This is a genomic window from Rhizobium sp. 62_C5_N11_2, from assembly GCF_051811185.1.
GTDB lineage: Bacteria > Pseudomonadota > Alphaproteobacteria > Rhizobiales > Rhizobiaceae > Rhizobium > Rhizobium leguminosarum.
On the sequence record NZ_JBPWPW010000001.1, the window covers coordinates 4186060 to 4201156 of the forward strand.

Genomic DNA, 15097 nt, shown 5'->3' on the forward strand with positions numbered 1-15097 from the left:
TATTGTTCGCAGGCATGCTGGAGCTCCGCAGCGGCGCCCGGGTCGAAAACCCCGACACCGTATATCCATCGGAGCTTGTAAGAGGAAACTATGGCTGATCTTCGTAACTATCAAAGCCGCGCTCAGACCGGCGAGATGATTGATCAAGGCCTGCGCGCTTATATGCTCAAGGTCTACAACCTGATGGCGCTGGGTCTGGCGATCACCGGTGTGGCCGCATATCTGTCGTTCCAATTCGCCTTCGCCAATGGCGAACTGACCGCTTTCGGTCAGGCGATCTATGTAAGCCCGCTGAAGTGGGTGGTCATTCTGGCGCCGCTGGCTCTGGTGTTCTTCCTGAGCTTCCGGATCAATACCATGACGGTGGCCGCCGCCCAGACGACCTTTGCGGTCTACGCTGCGCTCGTCGGTCTGTCGCTCTCGTCGATCTTCCTGATCTACACGGGCCAGAGCGTCGTTCAGACCTTCTTCGTCACCGCCGCCTCCTTTGGCGCGCTGTCGCTGTACGGCTACACGACGAAGCGTAACCTGTCGGCGATGGGCTCGTTCCTGATGATGGGTCTCTTCGGCCTGATCATCGCTTCGCTGGTCAACATCTTCCTGGCGTCGTCCGCCGTCCAGTTCGCGATCTCGGTGCTCGGCGTCCTGATCTTCGCAGGCCTGACCGCCTACGATACGCAGCGGATCAAGGAATTGTACCTGGAAGCCGATGACGTCGCCGTGGCCGGTCGCAAGGCGATCATGGGTGCGCTGACGCTCTATCTCGACTTCATCAACCTCTTCATGTTCCTGCTGCAGTTCATGGGCAACCGTAAATAAGCAGGGCAGACTGAGATCGAAAAGGCGGCTTCGGCCGCCTTTATTGTTGTGGGTGAATGCCGGAGGGGGTAGGGGCATGCTACTGCAAGGATTTGTTTTCATCCCGTGCATTGTCGTTGCAGTACTATTGGCGAAGCGACTGCCTGATAGCCTGCTCTATTCGATCTTTGCTTGGCTCAGCGCCGCCATTGCCGCCTTGGCCGGCGCAATTTCAGGGGTTCTGGCTATCGACTACTGGCACCTGATACCTATCGACTTGAATAGAGGAAGTGACCTGGTGCTCTCTGCTGTAGTGCACGTCGCCATGGCTTTCGTCTTCTCGCCGTTGCTGGTCCTGTATGTGAGGCGCCAGGCGCGCAAGCAAGCCGAAAGGTTGAGGATCCAAATTCTAGAGTAGCTGCGGCAGGGCATGTCGTTGATGATCATCTGCAAACGGGCTTGCACCGGCTTTTTTTGTTGCGCCGGCTTTGCAGGAATGGTTTTAGAGGAGCCCTGCCCTCCCGCTGGACCAGCCGCCGATGTCCTTCCTCCTGCGCAAAGCCTCGCAAGCCGATATTCCCGCCATCGCCGATATCTACCGCGAATCCGTCCTGAACGGCGTTGCGAGCTATGAGATCGTACCGCCGTCCGAGGCCGAGCTGGCGCAACGTTTTGCGGCCATTGTCAGCCAGCAATATCCCTATATCGCCGCCGTCGATGCGGGCGGAGTGCTGCTCGGCTACGCCTATGCCTCGGCGTTTCGCACGCGTCCTGCCTATCGCTGGCTGGTCGAGGATTCGATCTATCTCGCGCCTGAGGCCCGCGGCCGGGGCATCGGCAAGGCGCTGCTCGCCGAACTGATCACCCGCTGCACCGGACTCGGTTTCCGTCAGATGGCCGCCGTCATCGGCGGCGCCAGCCCCGCCTCGATCGCGCTTCATCGCGCAGCCGGCTTCGAGGAGGTCGGTCTGATGAAGGGCACTGGCTACAAGCACGGCCGCTGGCTGGATACGATGTTCATGCAGCGCGTCCTCGGTGAGGGTACGAGCACCGATCCGGACCCATCAGCCTATCCCGGCACGCTGTTTAACGGCTAAAGCATGTCGCGCAAAAGTGTGCGCGGTTTTGCGATAACGACATGCGTAAAAACAAAGACCTAAAGCGCGAGGGGCGAATCTGAAAGATCGCGACGCGCTTTAGATTCAAAGTGTTACAGCATCCTTTGCGCGTCTGAAAAGACGCGCAAAGGATGCTGTAATGCGGCTTACTTGTCGACGAGCTTCAGGGCCTTGTCGAACACCTTCAGCACCTGGTTCAGCTCGTGACCGCGCTTCAGGATCGTACCGTTGGTGTTGATGACGGAATAGGCGCCCTGCTTGGCGGCGAGCTTAGGATTTTTCTCGATGCGGAAGAGCGGCATTTCGCCGGAACGCTTGAAGACGGAAAAGACTGCCCTGTCCTTGAGGTGATCGATGGCGTAGTCGCGCCATTCACCGTCACCGACCATACGGCCGTAGATCCAGAGGATGGCGTCCAGTTCGCGCCGGTGGAAGGTCACCGGAAGCGGGTCCTTGCTTTGCTTGTATTCCCTGAGATCGACGACGACTGAGGAACTGTGGTCGACGGAACGGCTTTCGCCGTGTCGCAAATCCGGCTGATCTGTCATCAGTCTCACAAGGCCTCCACATGTGACAGGAGAGTGACAGTTTGCCCGAGCCGCCGCAAATTGCAAGAGTGCCAGCCGCCACATTCGGCCGCACCACAGCGCCGCGCGTCTCTCGCGCACGGACGCTGTAGCACTTTAAGTCTGCGCATCATGCCTTCCGAAAGTTGGGTCCGATTTTCGGAAGGCATGATGCGCTGGGCAGGCCAACGCTTTCTCGACAGCGCCGCATTTCAGTCAAAACAGCGCCTCATTTGCAGGAGATTTATGAATTCCAGTTTGGCGCCAGCGCGCCAAAGGGCCCGGCGGAGCGTATCGACCTTAACCCCAGCCCCGAATACGCTCGGCCGGGCCGCCCCAGCATTTCATCCGTAACCGGATGAAATTTCAGATATTTTTTCCAGCCATCACCACGGTTGCGCCAAGGATGGCAGCCGGATCGCCGTCTGCGGTCGCCGATTGCAGCAGAATCGCGCAGCCTTCGAGCTGCGGCCGCTGCAGGACGCTGGCCGGCAGCGTCAGACTGGTCGCCTTGCCGTCCCACATGCCGACGGTTTCGACATTGGTGACGCTGTGCAGATAAGAGATCTTCTGGCCGCTGTTCTCACCCTTTTCGACGTCGATTGTCTTTTCCTTGTCGAAATAGACCATCACGACATTGGCTTTGCCCTGTCCGGCGCCGATCTTGATCTCCAATTCGTCGCCGCGCATCGCGGCGTTGATGGGAACGGTCAGACCGTTGCCTTCGCTGCTAAAGGTGTCGATCTTGCTGTTGATTCCGTTGAGATCGGCGCCGGCCAGATGGCCGCGTCCGTTGACGATGGCCTGCGGCGTGTAGACGTTGCTTCGGCCCATCGTCCTGGCATAGCCGTACTGCCGCTCGGTGTTTTCCTTGGAGCTCAGCGTATCGGCCCAGCCGAGATAGTTCCAGTAATCGACATGATAGGCGAGCGCGATGACATCGCCCTGGTTCACCAGCTTGCGGAAAGCGGCGTCAGCGGGAGGACAGGAGGAGCAGCCCTGCGCCGTGAAGAGTTCGACGACACCTTTCGGCGTGCCGTCCTCGGCCTGCAACGGGCCTGAGAAAACAACGCTAGCGATCAGCGGAATCAAAAAACGGGGGGACATTCACCTGCACCTCTTTTTCAGCGCCGACGGCGTGTTCGAACCGGAGGCCCTGACATATGAACGTACGAATAATCCTTCCGGGTCCAAACGAAAAGTCACGAACGGGTGAGACGTAGCTCGACGGGAACTTGCGCAAAACAAATCATCGTGAGCCCCGCTTAAATGGCGTCGCCGCAAAGAAAAGCCGCCGGAAACTGCTCTCCGGCGGCCATTATCATGTGAGTTTCTTAAAAATCAGGCAGCGAGATCGCGCAGAACCGTCTGCAGGATGCCGCCATTGTTGAGGTAGATCACCTCGTCGAGCGTATCGACGCGCGACAGCAGCGGAACCTCTTTCACGGTGCCGTCGCCATAGGTGATCCTGGCGATCTTTTTCTCGCGTGGCTTGATCTTTTCCAGACCTTCGATGGTGACGAGTTCATCGCCCTTGAGGCCGAGGCTCTGCCAGGTCGTGCCCTCTTCGAAGACGAAGGGAATGATGCCCATGCCGACCAGGTTCGAGCGATGGATGCGCTCGAAGGACTGGGCGACCACCGCCTTGACACCGAGCAGGTTGGTGCCCTTGGCAGCCCAGTCACGCGAGGAGCCGTTGCCGTATTCGACACCGGCGAAGATGACGAGCGGCACGCCTTCCTGCTTGTACTGCATGGCGGCGTCGTAGATCGAGGTCTCTTCCTTCGACGGGTAGTGGATGGTGTAGCCACCTTCCTTGCCGTTCGGGCCGAGCATGTGGTTGCGGATGCGGATATTGGCGAAGGTGCCGCGCATCATCACTTCATGGTTGCCGCGGCGCGTGCCGTACTGGTTGAAGTCGGCAACGGCGACGTCGTGGCCGATGAGGTAGGCGCCGGCCGGCGATGCAGCCTTGATCGAACCGGCAGGCGAGATGTGGTCGGTGGTGATCTTGTCGCCGAACAGGCCGAGAACGCGGGCGCCCTTGATGTCGGAAACGCCGGTGCCCTTCTTGCCCATGCCGACGAAGTAGGGCGGGTTCTGCACGTAGGTCGAATTGTCGTCCCAGGCATAGGTCTGGCCCGGCGGAACCTGAACGGCCTGCCAGTTGACGTCGCCCTTGAAGACATCGGCATATTTGCTTTCGTAGAGCTCGCGGGTCACGTATTTCAGGATGAATTCCTGGACTTCCTTCGAGGTCGGCCAGATGTCCTTGAGATAGACCGGGTTGCCGCTCTGGTCCTCGCCAATCGGCTCCTTGGTCAGATCCTTCTGCACCGTGCCGGCAAGCGCATAGGCGACGACGAGCGGCGGCGATGCGAGGTAGTTCGCCTGCACGTCGGGCGAGATGCGGCCTTCGAAGTTACGGTTGCCGGAAAGAACGCCGGAAACGATAAGGCCCTTGTCGTTGATCGTCTTCGAGATCGGCGCCGGCAGCGGGCCGGAATTGCCGATGCAGGTGGTGCAGCCGAAGCCGACGAGGTTGAAGCCGAGCTTGTCGAGGTCGGCCTGCAAGCCCGACTTGGCGAGATATTCGCCGACGACCTGCGATCCCGGTGCCAGCGAGGTCTTCACCCACGGCTTCGTCTTCAGTCCCTTGGCAACGGCGTTGCGGGCAAGAAGACCGGCAGCGATCAAGACTGACGGATTGGAGGTGTTGGTGCACGACGTGATGGCGGCGATCGCCACGTCGCCATGGCCGAGATCGAAATCCGTGCCTTCGACGGCATAGCGGTTGTTCAGCTGGCCGGGCTTCTTGTAATCCGTGTCCATCGAGCCGGCAAAACCGGTCGCGATGTTCTCGAGCGATATGCGGCCTTCCGGACGCTTCGGGCCGGCCATCGACGGCACGACATCGCTGAGATCGAGTTCCAGCGTATCGGTGAAGACGAGCTCGGAGCCGTCGCCGTCACGCCACATGCCCTGCGCCTTCGAATAGGCTTCGACGAGCGCGATACGGTCCTTGGTGCGGCCGGACATGTTGAGATAGTTGATGGTTTCGCCGTCTACGGGGAAGAAGCCGCAGGTGGCACCGTATTCCGGGCCCATATTGCCGATCGTCGCGCGGTCGGCGAGCGGCATGTTGTCCATGCCAGGACCGAAGAATTCGACGAACTTCGAAACGACGCCTTTCTTTCGCAGCATCTGCACGACGGTGAGAACGAGGTCGGTCGCCGTGACGCCTTCCTTGAGCTTGCCGGTCAGCTTGAAGCCGATGACTTCGGGCAGCAGCATAGAGACCGGCTGGCCGAGCATCGCAGCTTCCGCTTCAATACCGCCCACGCCCCAACCGAGAACGCCGAGACCGTTGATCATCGTCGTGTGGCTGTCGGTGCCGACGCAGGTATCAGGATAGGCGATCGTCTCGCCGTCCTCTTCCTTGGTCCAGACGGTCTGGCCGAGATATTCGAGATTGACCTGATGACAGATACCGGTGCCGGGAGGCACGACGCGGAAATTCTTGAATGCCTGCTGGCCCCACTTCAGGAAGCGGTAGCGCTCGCCGTTGCGCTGGTATTCCAGCTCGACGTTACGGGCGAAGGCCTGCGGCGTGCCGAATTCGTCGACGATGACGGAGTGGTCGATGACGAGATCGACGGGAACGAGCGGGTTGATCTTCTCGGGATCGCCGCCGAGCGACACCATCGCGTCGCGCATCGCGGCAAGATCGACGACGGCGGGAACGCCGGTGAAGTCCTGCATCAGCACGCGCGCCGGGCGATAGGCGATTTCGTTTTCGACCGCACCCTTATTGTTCAGCCATTCGGCAACGGCCAGGATATGCTCCTTGGTGACCGACTGGCCGTCTTCGAAGCGCAGCAGGTTTTCAAGCAGCACTTTCATCGAATAGGGAAGCTTCGACACGCCGGCCAGACCGTTTGCCTCAGCCTTGGGCAGGCTGTAATAGACATAGTCCTTCCCGTTGACGGAAAGCGTGGAACGACAATTGAAACTGTCAAGAGATTTAGACACGAGATACCCCGTTTCTGATAGCCAACACAGTCGTGCGAACGCCTATGCACTTAATGCACATCAGGATGCGGGTACGGCCATTTCCGCTGTCCGCACGTGGAACAGACGCTCCAAGTTCGGCGCAAGGATGAAATTCACGCCGACCGCTGGCGTGGTTGCAGGTCTTATAGATAATTTCCTAAAAACTTGCCATACCCGAGGACAGTCAAAATCGGACATTTTTTGACCCCGCCGGAAGCCGAAACCAAGAAAGAGCCGACGCATGCATCTCACCGCCGAAAATCTGGCTGCAAGGCGCGGTGAGGATCTCATTTTCGTTAACATTTCCTTTCACTTGGCGGCCGGCGAGGCGCTTGTTCTCACGGGTAGAAATGGATCGGGAAAGTCCACTTTGTTGCGTGTGGCCGCCGGACTGCTGAGGCCGGAAAAAGGCACTGTCATCTTCCGCGACGAAGAGGGCCGGGAAGGCAGGCATCCCGGCGAGGTCAGCCACTACCTCGGCCATAGAAATGCGATGAAGAATGAACTTACGGTTGCAGAAAACCTCGATTTCTGGCGTACCTTTCTCGGCAGTACAGGCGGCGACGCCGGCCTCGCCGTCGAGGACGCCGCCGAGGCGGTCGGTCTTTCGGGAATCACTCACCTTCCCTTCGCTTATCTCTCCGCCGGCCAGCAGCGCCGATTCGCCTTCGCCAAACTACTCGTCGCTTACCGCCCCATCTGGATCCTCGATGAACCCACAGCCGCACTCGATGCCAGCGCCGACCGGCTGCTTGCCGATTTGATCTCGGCCCATCTGGCAAAGGGCGGCATCGTGCTGGCGGCAACCCATCAGCCCCTGGGGCTGCAGAATACACAGGAATTGAAGATGACGGGCTTTGCCGGCGTGGATCATGGGGTATGGGGTTGATGTTTCTCGATGTGGCTACCCCGTCCACCGCTGACGCAAAGAGCCGCCGCGCATGACCGCCCTCTTTTTCCGCGACCTTAAACTCTCGATTCGCGCCGGCGGCGGCGCGCTGATCGGCGTACTGTTCTTCCTGACCATCGTCGCCGTCATCCCCTTCGGCGTCGGTCCCGATCTCAAGCTGCTTTCGCGCATCGGCCCCGCCATCGTCTGGATCGGAGCCCTGCTTGCCGCCCTTCTCGGCCTCGACCGCCTGTTCCAGGCCGAGCGCGACGACGGATCGCTCGACTTGATGCTGATGCAGGAAACGCCGCTCGTCCTGACGGTGCTGGTCAAATGCTTCGCCCATTGGACGGCCACCAGCCTGCCGCTGGTCATCGCCTCGCCGCTGCTCGGCCTCTTCATGAACATGGACGAGACGGCGATCGGCGCGACCATGTTGACGCTGCTCGTCGGCTCGCCCGCTATCACCTTCATCGGCGCTGTCGGCGCCGCCGTTGCTGTGGCACTGCCTCGCGGCGGTCTGCTGGTCTCGATCCTCGTGCTGCCTCTGACCATCCCGGTGCTGATCTTCGGCGTCAGCGCCACCTATGCCGCGGTCGAGGATCCGGCCCCGTTCCTGCCGCCCTTTCTGATCCTCATCGCTCTGACACTCTTCTTCGCGGTCATCGGCCCGGCAGCAGCCGCCCTTGCGCTGCGAAACACGGCGGATTGATTGGTCATTCGATTGCAGGAAAAACCGGATCAAGGTATGGAAGCGTCATGAGCGAAACGAGCCTTGCCATCAGCAAATTCAGCGATCTCGCCAACCCGACGCGATTTCTGGCGCTGGCGGCGCGCGCCATTCCGTGGCTGGCCGGCATCACCGCCCTCTGTTTTACCGTCGGTCTCTATCTGAGCTTCGCCACCGAAGGCGACTATCAGCAGGGCGAGACCGTGCGCATCATGTATATCCACGTCCCCTCCGCCTGGCTTTCGATGATGTGCTATACGATCATGAGCGTCTCGGCGATCGGCACGCTGGTCTGGCGCCATCCGCTGGCCGATGTCTCCGCCAAGGCCGCAGCCCCGCTCGGCGCCGCCTTCACCCTGCTCGCGCTCGTCACCGGCTCGCTCTGGGGCAAGCCGATGTGGGGCACCTGGTGGGTCTGGGATGCACGACTGACCTCCGTCTTCATCCTCTTCCTGATGTATCTCGGCCTGATTGCGCTCAGCCGCGCCATCGATGATCCGTCGAAGGCCGCGCGCGTCAGCGCCGTGCTCATTCTCGTCGGCTTCGTCAATATCCCGATCATCAAATTCTCGGTCGAGTGGTGGAACACGTTGCACCAGTCGGCGAGCGTGCTGCGCCTCGACGGCCCGGCGATCGATTCGGAATTCCTGCGCCCGCTGTTCATCATGGCGATCGCCTTCACCCTGCTTTTCTTCACGCTGCACATCATGGCGATGAGGAACGAGATCTGGCGCCGCCGCATTGCCGCCCAGCGCCGTCTTGCCGCCCGCATGGCGAGCCGGGAGGAATAGCCGTGACGCATGCCTTCTACGTCTACGCTTCCTATGGCTTTGCAGCCCTGGTGACGATTGCCGTCACCGCCTGGACCTGGGCCGACGGCCGCGCCCGCCGCAGGGAACTTGCAGCCCTTGAGGCTGCGGGCATCCGCCGCCGTTCGGCGCGCCCCAAGGACAGTGTGGGGAATGGCGAATGAACGACACACCGGAAAACACCGCTGCCAAGCCGCGCGGGCTGAGCCGTTACGCATTGGCGCTGCTGCCGCTCGTCGTCTTCGGCGGCATTGCGGCCACGGCCGCGAAGATGCTCTACGACCAGGATTTCCATGGCAAGAACATTGCCGAAATTCCCTCCGCCCTGATCGGCACCAAGGCGCCGACGCTGAACCTGCCGCCGCTCGACGGCGCCAACCTGCCGGCGCTGACCGATGCGGCAATCAAGGGCAAGCTGACCCTCGTCAACGTCTTCGCCTCATGGTGCCTCCCCTGCCGGGACGAACATCCGGTGCTGAAGGAACTGGCGAAAGACGGACGGCTGAATATCGTCGCCATCAATTACAAGGACCAGAGCGACAACGCCCTGCGTTTCCTCGGCGAACTCGGCAACCCCTATCAGGCGATCGGCATCGACCCGAACGGCAAGGCGGCAATCGACTGGGGCGTCTACGGCATTCCGGAAAGCTATCTGGTCGGGCCAGACGGCACGATCCTCTACAAGCGCGTCGGCCCCTTCGACGATATCAGCCTGAAGGAAGGGCTGTTTCCAGCGATGGAAAAGGCGCTCGGCAAGCCGGTTTCGTAGCGATTACTCCACAAAGACCCCTCCCCAACCCCTCCCCACAAGGGGGATGGACTAACTCGTGGCCCGCATCGAGCAAATATCAGACTCTCTGCGGATGAAACGATGAAATGAAAAGCGTCGGAGCGGCATCTAAACCCCTCCCCTTGTGAGAGGGGTCGGGGAGGGTTTATCGGGACAAAGAAGCGCTAAAGCCCGCTCTGCCAGACCTTGATCGCCTCCACCGGCCAGATCAGCATGACAACGTTGAGCGTCAGGTTGTCGCGGATCATATAGCCGGTGAAAATCTCGAAGAAGATGGCAATCGCCACCGTCGGTGCCACCGGCGCGCGCCGCGCGAAGAAGAAGCCGATGCACATGAAGACGGTGTCCATCGCCGAATTCAGGATGCTGTCGCCGTAATAATCGAGCGCGATCGTCGCCGTGCGGTAGCGGTCGATGATCAGAGGTGAATTCTCGAGCAGCTCCCAGCCGGATTCGATGACGAGCGCCAGCAGCAGCCTTGCCGCCAACGGCTTGCCGCGCAGGATAAGATGCGCGAGCCCGTAGAACAGGAAGCCGTGGATGATGTGCGACGGCGTATACCAATCCGACAGATGCTGCGAATTGCCGCTGGTATTGACCCCGCCCTCCCACAGCTTGACATAACCGCAGGCGCAGATCGGCACGCGGCCCATCATATATTCGGCGGCAATCTGAATGATCAGAACCGCAAGGCAGGCGGCGAACCAAAAGGTCTGGTGTCTTACCCGGTATTCGGCCTCTGCAGCGCTCACTTCTCGCCGTCCGTTTCCAGATTGATGCTATGCTTCAACACCAGCGGCATCTGCGCCAGCGTGAAGATGATGGTGATGGGCATCGTGCCCCAGACCTTGAAGGCGACCCAGGTACCGTCGGAAAAATTGCGCCAGACGACTTCGTTCAGCACGGCGAGGAAGAGAAAGAAGATGCCCCAGCGGATGGTGAGCTTGCGCCAGCCCTCGGCATCGAGCTGAAAGGCCGCATTGAAGACATAGCCGAGCAGCGACCTGCCGAAGGCCAGTCCGCCGAGAAGCGTCACCCCGAAGAGTGCATTGACGATGGTCGGCTTCATCTTGATGAAGGTTTCGTTCTGCAGCCAGATCGACAGCGAGCCGAAGATGAGCACGACGATGCCGGATACAAAGGGCATGATCGGCAGATGGCCGAGCACGATCTTCGACACGACCAGCGAGATGATCGTCGCCGCCATGAAGAGGCCGGTCGCGACGAACAGCGGTCCGCCCAATTCGGAAAGAGCAGGAAACGTCTCCACCAGCCACTGGCCACGCAGATTGGCGAAGAAGAAGATCATCAGCGGCCCAAGTTCCAGCGCCAGTTTCAGCAGCGGGTGATGCCGGTCGGCTGCGGTCGGGGTGATATCGCTTTCGGTACTCATGCGTTCTTCAAACCTGTTTTCCTGGAAACCTGTTTCCGGCCGTGCCTTGCAGGCTTTCGGCGGCATATCTGTGGCATCATTGCGGAAGTCCGGCAATGGCATGGGCAAAATCCTCGGCCTCGAACGGCTCCAGATCCTCGACGCCCTCGCCGACGCCGATGAAATAGACCGGCAGCTTGTGCTTGGCGGAGATGGCAACAAGAATGCCGCCGCGCGCCGTGCCGTCGAGCTTGGTCATGATCAGCCCGTTGACGCCGGCGACGTTGCGGAAGATCTCGACCTGGCTGAGCGCGTTCTGCCCCGTCGTGGCATCGAGCGTCTGCAGCACGGTGTGCGGCGCATCGGGATCGAGTTTGCCGAGCACGCGCACGATCTTCTCGAGTTCGGCCATCAGCTCGGCCTTGTTCTGCAGGCGGCCGGCAGTATCGACGATCAGCACATCGCATTTTTTCGCCTTCGCCTGTTCGAAGGCATCATAGGCAAGGCCGGCGGCATCGGCGCCAAGCTTGGTGCCGATGAATTCGGATTTCGTCCGCTCGGCCCAGATTTTCAACTGCTCGATCGCGGCCGCACGGAAAGTATCGCCGGCGGCCAGCATCACCTTCAGCCCGGCGCCGGAAAGCTTCGCCGCAAGCTTGCCGATCGTCGTCGTCTTGCCCGTGCCATTGACGCCGACGACGAGGATGACATGCGGCTTGTGCGAGAGGTCGAGCTGCAGCGGCTTGGCGACCGGCTTCAGGACCTTGGCGATTTCGGACGCCATGATCCGGCTGACATCCTCGCCGGTGACATCCTTGCCGTAGCGTTCGGAAGCAAGCGTGTCGGTGACGCGCATGGCGGTCTCGACGCCGAGATCGGCCTGGATCAGCAGATCTTCGAGATCCTGCAGCGTCTCGTCATCGAGCTTGCGCTTGGTGAAGAGCGCGGTGATCTGGCTGGTCAGCTGCGAAGAGGTGCGTGCAAGGCCGTTGCGCAGGCGCTGGAACCAGCTGAGCCTCGGTTGCAGGGCAACCGGCTCCGGCTCGACGACCTTCGGGCCGGTGGCGAAGCCTTTGGGGAGGATGGGAGAGCCAATCTCCGGTTCTGCCGCGGGGCTACCCCCCTCTGCCCTGCCGGGCATCTCCCCCAGAGGTGGGGAGATTGGCTGGGAGGGCGAATCCGGTCCTGCATCATCCTCAGTCGGAATCTCTTCCGGTTCAGTTGGAATCTCTTCCGGAAGCTTTTCGACGATCTCTTCGAGGTCAGCCGGCTGTTCTAGCGCTCCGGTCTCCACATGATCTCCCGCCTCGTGGGGGAGATGTCCCAAAGGGACAGAAGGGGGTATTTCCGCAACGGTTTCGGTAACCGCCTGGATTTCAGTCTCCACCTCCGCTGCTGCCTCGGCTTCCAGCAATGAAAGCGGCACGACACCCATGTCGCTCAATTGGTCGGCGGCGGGCAGGATTGCGGATTCGACATCATCTTCAGCAACCGGCGCCTCGACCCCGCCCTCGTCAATATCTGAAGCGGGCCCGCCGGCAGTATCCATTTCCTCGGCCAGCACTGGATCGTCAGCAACCGGCAGATCTTCGACGCGCGAACGCGGCTCCAACTCCTTTTCCACGGCCGCAGGCACAGGTTCTTCAACCGGCTTGCCGAAGGTGAAGACCTTTTTGATGAAACTGAGCGCCATGGGGATTCCGTGAAAGTCAGGCCGCGGCTGCGGCCGTCAATTGCATGTCGAGATGCTTGCCATTGTGGCCGGTGATCGTGACCGGCACAAGTTCGCCGGGACGAAGGCCGGGCGCGGCGACCAGCGTGAAATTCTCCGTATGCGCCAGGCCGTTGTTTTCAACAAGCAGCCATTGCCGGGTTCCGATCATCCCATCGAGATGGGATTGATGCAGCCTATGTCCAGTGGCGCGCAGCCTTGCGGCGCGATCCTTGACCAGCGACCGGTCGAGCTGCGGCATGCGCGCTGCCGGCGTGCCGGGACGCGGACTGTAGGGGAAGACATGCAGATGGGCGATCCCAGCCTCTTCGGCCAGCCGCACGGCATTGTCGAACATCTCTTCGGTTTCCGTGGGAAAGCCGGCGATCATATCGGCGCCGAAGCTCATCTCCGGGCGAAGGCGACGCGCATCCTCGATGAAACGCAGCGCATCGGCGCGCAAATGCCGGCGCTTCATGCGCTTCAGGATCATGTCGTCGCCATGCTGCAGCGAGAGATGCAGATGCGGCATGAAGCGTGGCTCGTCGGCGATGAGATCCATCAGGTGGGCATCGGCCTCGATGCTGTCGATCGAGGAAAGCCGCAGGCGGCGGATATCGGGGATCTGCTTCAGAAGGGTCTTCGCCAAAAGCCCGAGCGTCGGGGCGCCCGGCAGATCGCCGCCGTAACTGGTGGCATCGACGCCGGTCAGCACGATCTCGCGGTAACCGCCATCGACGAGATTGCGGGCCTGGTCGACGACAGCTCCCATCGGCACGGAGCGGGAATTGCCGCGGCCATAGGGAATGATGCAGAAGGTGCAACGATGGTCGCAGCCGTTCTGCACCTGGATGAAGGCGCGCACATGGCCATCAATGTGCCTGACCATCTGCGGCGCCGTCGCCTTGACGCTCATGATGTCGTTGACGCGATGTTTCTCTTCGGCCGAAACGCCGAAGTCCGGCAGGCCGCGATAGGAGGCGCTCGTCAGCTTCTCCTCGTTGCCGAGCACGGCATCGACCTCCGCCATCGCAGCGAAGGTCTGCTTTTCCGTCTGCGCGGCACAGCCGGTGACGATGATGCGGGCATGCGGATTGTCACGCCGGGCCCGGCGGATCGCCTGGCGGGCCTGGCGCACCGCTTCGCCGGTTACGGCACAGGTATTGACCAGGACGGCATTGTTGAGCCCGGCCTTTTCAGCCTGCGCCTTCATCACTTCGGATTCATATGTGTTGAGGCGGCAGCCGAAGGTAATGACCTCGATGCCGCTCACTGCGCCTCCGCCTCTCGGTCAGCCTCGCGCGACCAGAGACCGGTCGAAGGATCGAGCCTGCCCGACCATTCCCATTCGGCCGGGCCGGTCATGATCACATGATCGTCGCGCTCGCGCCATTCGATCGAAAGCGTGGCCGGCGGCTTGGCGCTGGCCACATTGATCGTCACCTTGCGGCCGGTACGGCCGGTGCGCGCAGCACTGACGGCAGCAGAACAGGCGGCCGAGCCGCAGGCGAGCGTCAGTCCAGCGCCGCGCTCCCAGGTGCGCGTCGTCACCGATGTCGGCGACGTCACTTGCGCCAGCGTGATATTGGCGCGCTCGGGAAACATCGGATGGTTTTCGAGCAGCGGTCCGAAGCGGGCGAGATCATAGGACATCACGTCCCTGTCCACCCAGAAGATCGCATGCGGATTGCCCATCGACATCGCCGACGGCGAATGCAGCACCGGCTTGTCGATCGGGCCGATCTGCAGTTCGATGCGGCTGGTGTCGTGGAATTCTTCCGCCAGCGGGATCCTGTCCCAATCGAACACCGGCCGGCCCATATCGACCGAAATCGTCCCGTCCTCGTGCTCGACGGCGTTGAGGATGCCAGCGACCGTCTGGAAGGTGAAGACTTTCCTGCCGGTCTCGGCGGCAAGCGCCTGCACGACGCAACGCGTGCCGTTGCCGCAGGCCTGCGCCTTCGAGCCATCAGAATTCAGGATATCGATGAAGGCATCGGTGCCTTCGACCTTCGGATCATGGATTGCCATGATCTGATCGAACTCAGTCTGCGGATCGGCATTGAGCGCGACCGCCGCCGCAGACGTCACCTTGTCCGGCCGGCCGCGCATGTCGACGACCAGGATCTTGTTGCCAAGCCCGTTCATCCTCGCGAATTCGACCGTTGCGCTCATGGGATCATTCCGTCTGTCTTTCCGGTGTATATGGCGGAAATGCGAAGGAATTACCAGTGGGTGAGTGCCGGACAGGCGTAGCGGCC

General features: G+C 61.1%; 16 protein-coding genes. 8 read left to right on the forward strand and 8 right to left on the reverse strand.

Annotation, left to right across the window (positions count from 1 at the left end):
• Positions 1–90: 90 nt before the first annotated feature.
• The 3 genes from AB8B31_RS20585 (at position 91) to AB8B31_RS20595 (ending at position 1895) form a co-directional block, all read left to right on the forward strand.
• Positions 91–819, forward strand: a complete 729-nt coding sequence (locus tag AB8B31_RS20585) for a Bax inhibitor-1/YccA family protein (protein ID WP_011653891.1) — start codon at positions 91–93, stop codon at positions 817–819.
• A 76-nt stretch (positions 820–895) separates the two neighbouring features.
• Entirely contained in the window at positions 896–1216 is a 321-nt protein-coding gene (locus tag AB8B31_RS20590; RefSeq protein ID WP_028733555.1) for a hypothetical protein, read from the forward strand.
• A 121-nt stretch (positions 1217–1337) separates the two neighbouring features.
• Positions 1338–1895: a GNAT family N-acetyltransferase gene (locus tag AB8B31_RS20595; protein ID WP_028733556.1), complete on the forward strand. Its 558-nt coding sequence runs from the start codon at positions 1338–1340 to the stop codon at positions 1893–1895.
• A 167-nt stretch (positions 1896–2062) separates the two neighbouring features.
• Here AB8B31_RS20595 and AB8B31_RS20600 read toward each other — a convergent pair whose 3' ends face one another.
• The 3 genes from AB8B31_RS20600 to acnA all read right to left on the reverse strand — a co-directional run bounded on the left by AB8B31_RS20600 (position 2063) and on the right by acnA (position 6514).
• Positions 2063–2464, reverse strand: a complete 402-nt coding sequence (locus tag AB8B31_RS20600; protein ID WP_018448249.1) for a DUF2794 domain-containing protein — start codon at positions 2462–2464, stop codon at positions 2063–2065.
• 384 nt (positions 2465–2848) lie between these two features.
• Positions 2849–3589 (reverse strand): DUF1223 domain-containing protein, encoded by a 741-nt coding sequence (locus AB8B31_RS20605; RefSeq protein ID WP_018243966.1) that lies wholly within the window; start codon positions 3587–3589, stop codon positions 2849–2851.
• A gap of 234 nt (positions 3590–3823) precedes the next feature.
• A complete protein-coding gene (gene acnA, locus AB8B31_RS20610; protein ID WP_028733557.1) occupies positions 3824–6514 on the reverse strand; it encodes an aconitate hydratase AcnA in 2691 nt (896 codons plus the stop codon).
• 262 nt (positions 6515–6776) lie between these two features.
• Here acnA and ccmA point away from each other — a divergent pair, with 262 nt between their 5' ends.
• From ccmA to AB8B31_RS20635, 5 genes are read left to right on the forward strand one after another with little or no spacing between them, the layout of a single operon-like run.
• Positions 6777–7424: a heme ABC exporter ATP-binding protein CcmA gene (ccmA, locus tag AB8B31_RS20615; RefSeq protein ID WP_028733558.1), complete on the forward strand. Its 648-nt coding sequence runs from the start codon at positions 6777–6779 to the stop codon at positions 7422–7424.
• A gap of 52 nt (positions 7425–7476) precedes the next feature.
• A complete protein-coding gene (gene ccmB / locus AB8B31_RS20620) occupies positions 7477–8136 on the forward strand; it encodes a heme exporter protein CcmB (RefSeq protein ID WP_018243969.1) in 660 nt (219 codons plus the stop codon).
• A 47-nt stretch (positions 8137–8183) separates the two neighbouring features.
• Complete coding sequence (locus tag AB8B31_RS20625; protein ID WP_028733559.1) at positions 8184–8945, forward strand: heme ABC transporter permease; 762 nt, start codon at positions 8184–8186, stop codon at positions 8943–8945.
• A gap of 2 nt (positions 8946–8947) precedes the next feature.
• Positions 8948–9127, forward strand: coding sequence for a heme exporter protein CcmD (gene ccmD, locus AB8B31_RS20630; RefSeq protein WP_028733560.1), 180 nt, complete (start codon positions 8948–8950; stop codon positions 9125–9127).
• Entirely contained in the window at positions 9124–9732 is a 609-nt protein-coding gene (locus tag AB8B31_RS20635) for a DsbE family thiol:disulfide interchange protein (RefSeq protein WP_028733561.1), read from the forward strand. The genes ccmD and AB8B31_RS20635 overlap by 4 nt, the downstream gene beginning before the upstream one ends.
• 185 nt (positions 9733–9917) lie before the next feature.
• Here the strand turns inward: AB8B31_RS20635 and AB8B31_RS20640 are convergent, their stop codons facing one another.
• The 5 genes from AB8B31_RS20640 to dapF form a co-directional block, all read right to left on the reverse strand.
• Positions 9918–10505, reverse strand: coding sequence for a DUF2585 domain-containing protein (locus tag AB8B31_RS20640; RefSeq protein WP_028733562.1), 588 nt, complete (start codon positions 10503–10505; stop codon positions 9918–9920).
• Entirely contained in the window at positions 10502–11146 is a 645-nt protein-coding gene (locus tag AB8B31_RS20645) for a septation protein A (protein WP_028733563.1), read from the reverse strand. Before AB8B31_RS20645 ends, AB8B31_RS20640 begins: the two co-directional genes overlap by 4 nt.
• A 76-nt stretch (positions 11147–11222) precedes the next feature.
• The gene (gene ftsY / locus AB8B31_RS20650) at positions 11223–12818 is read right to left on the reverse strand and encodes a signal recognition particle-docking protein FtsY (RefSeq protein WP_018448257.1); all 1596 of its coding nucleotides are present in this window, start codon (positions 12816–12818) and stop codon (positions 11223–11225) included.
• A 16-nt stretch (positions 12819–12834) separates the two neighbouring features.
• Positions 12835–14109, reverse strand: a complete 1275-nt coding sequence (gene mtaB / locus AB8B31_RS20655; RefSeq protein ID WP_018448258.1) for a tRNA (N(6)-L-threonylcarbamoyladenosine(37)-C(2))-methylthiotransferase MtaB — start codon at positions 14107–14109, stop codon at positions 12835–12837.
• The gene (gene dapF, locus AB8B31_RS20660) at positions 14106–15011 is read right to left on the reverse strand and encodes a diaminopimelate epimerase (protein ID WP_439007501.1); all 906 of its coding nucleotides are present in this window, start codon (positions 15009–15011) and stop codon (positions 14106–14108) included. Before dapF ends, mtaB begins: the two co-directional genes overlap by 4 nt.
• Positions 15012–15097: the final 86 nt, after the last annotated feature.

What these genes read in the sequence shown, in the direction of transcription:
- AB8B31_RS20585 (WP_011653891.1), top strand. Translation starts at nt 91, where the DNA reads ATGGCTGATCTTCGTAACTATCAAAGCCGCGCTCAGACCGGCGAGATG.
- ccmB (WP_018243969.1), top strand. Translation starts at nt 7,477, where the DNA reads ATGACCGCCCTCTTTTTCCGCGACCTTAAACTCTCGATTCGCGCCGGC.
- AB8B31_RS20605 (WP_018243966.1), bottom strand. Translation starts at nt 3,589, where the DNA reads ATGTCCCCCCGTTTTTTGATTCCGCTGATCGCTAGCGTTGTTTTCTCA.
- AB8B31_RS20590 (WP_028733555.1), top strand. Translation starts at nt 896, where the DNA reads ATGCTACTGCAAGGATTTGTTTTCATCCCGTGCATTGTCGTTGCAGTA.
- ftsY (WP_018448257.1), bottom strand. Translation starts at nt 12,818, where the DNA reads ATGGCGCTCAGTTTCATCAAAAAGGTCTTCACCTTCGGCAAGCCGGTT.
- AB8B31_RS20645 (WP_028733563.1), bottom strand. Translation starts at nt 11,146, where the DNA reads ATGAGTACCGAAAGCGATATCACCCCGACCGCAGCCGACCGGCATCAC.
- AB8B31_RS20635 (WP_028733561.1), top strand. Translation starts at nt 9,124, where the DNA reads ATGAACGACACACCGGAAAACACCGCTGCCAAGCCGCGCGGGCTGAGC.
- AB8B31_RS20625 (WP_028733559.1), top strand. Translation starts at nt 8,184, where the DNA reads ATGAGCGAAACGAGCCTTGCCATCAGCAAATTCAGCGATCTCGCCAAC.
- AB8B31_RS20595 (WP_028733556.1), top strand. Translation starts at nt 1,338, where the DNA reads ATGTCCTTCCTCCTGCGCAAAGCCTCGCAAGCCGATATTCCCGCCATC.
- ccmA (WP_028733558.1), top strand. Translation starts at nt 6,777, where the DNA reads ATGCATCTCACCGCCGAAAATCTGGCTGCAAGGCGCGGTGAGGATCTC.
- AB8B31_RS20600 (WP_018448249.1), bottom strand. Translation starts at nt 2,464, where the DNA reads ATGACAGATCAGCCGGATTTGCGACACGGCGAAAGCCGTTCCGTCGAC.
- dapF (WP_439007501.1), bottom strand. Translation starts at nt 15,011, where the DNA reads ATGAGCGCAACGGTCGAATTCGCGAGGATGAACGGGCTTGGCAACAAG.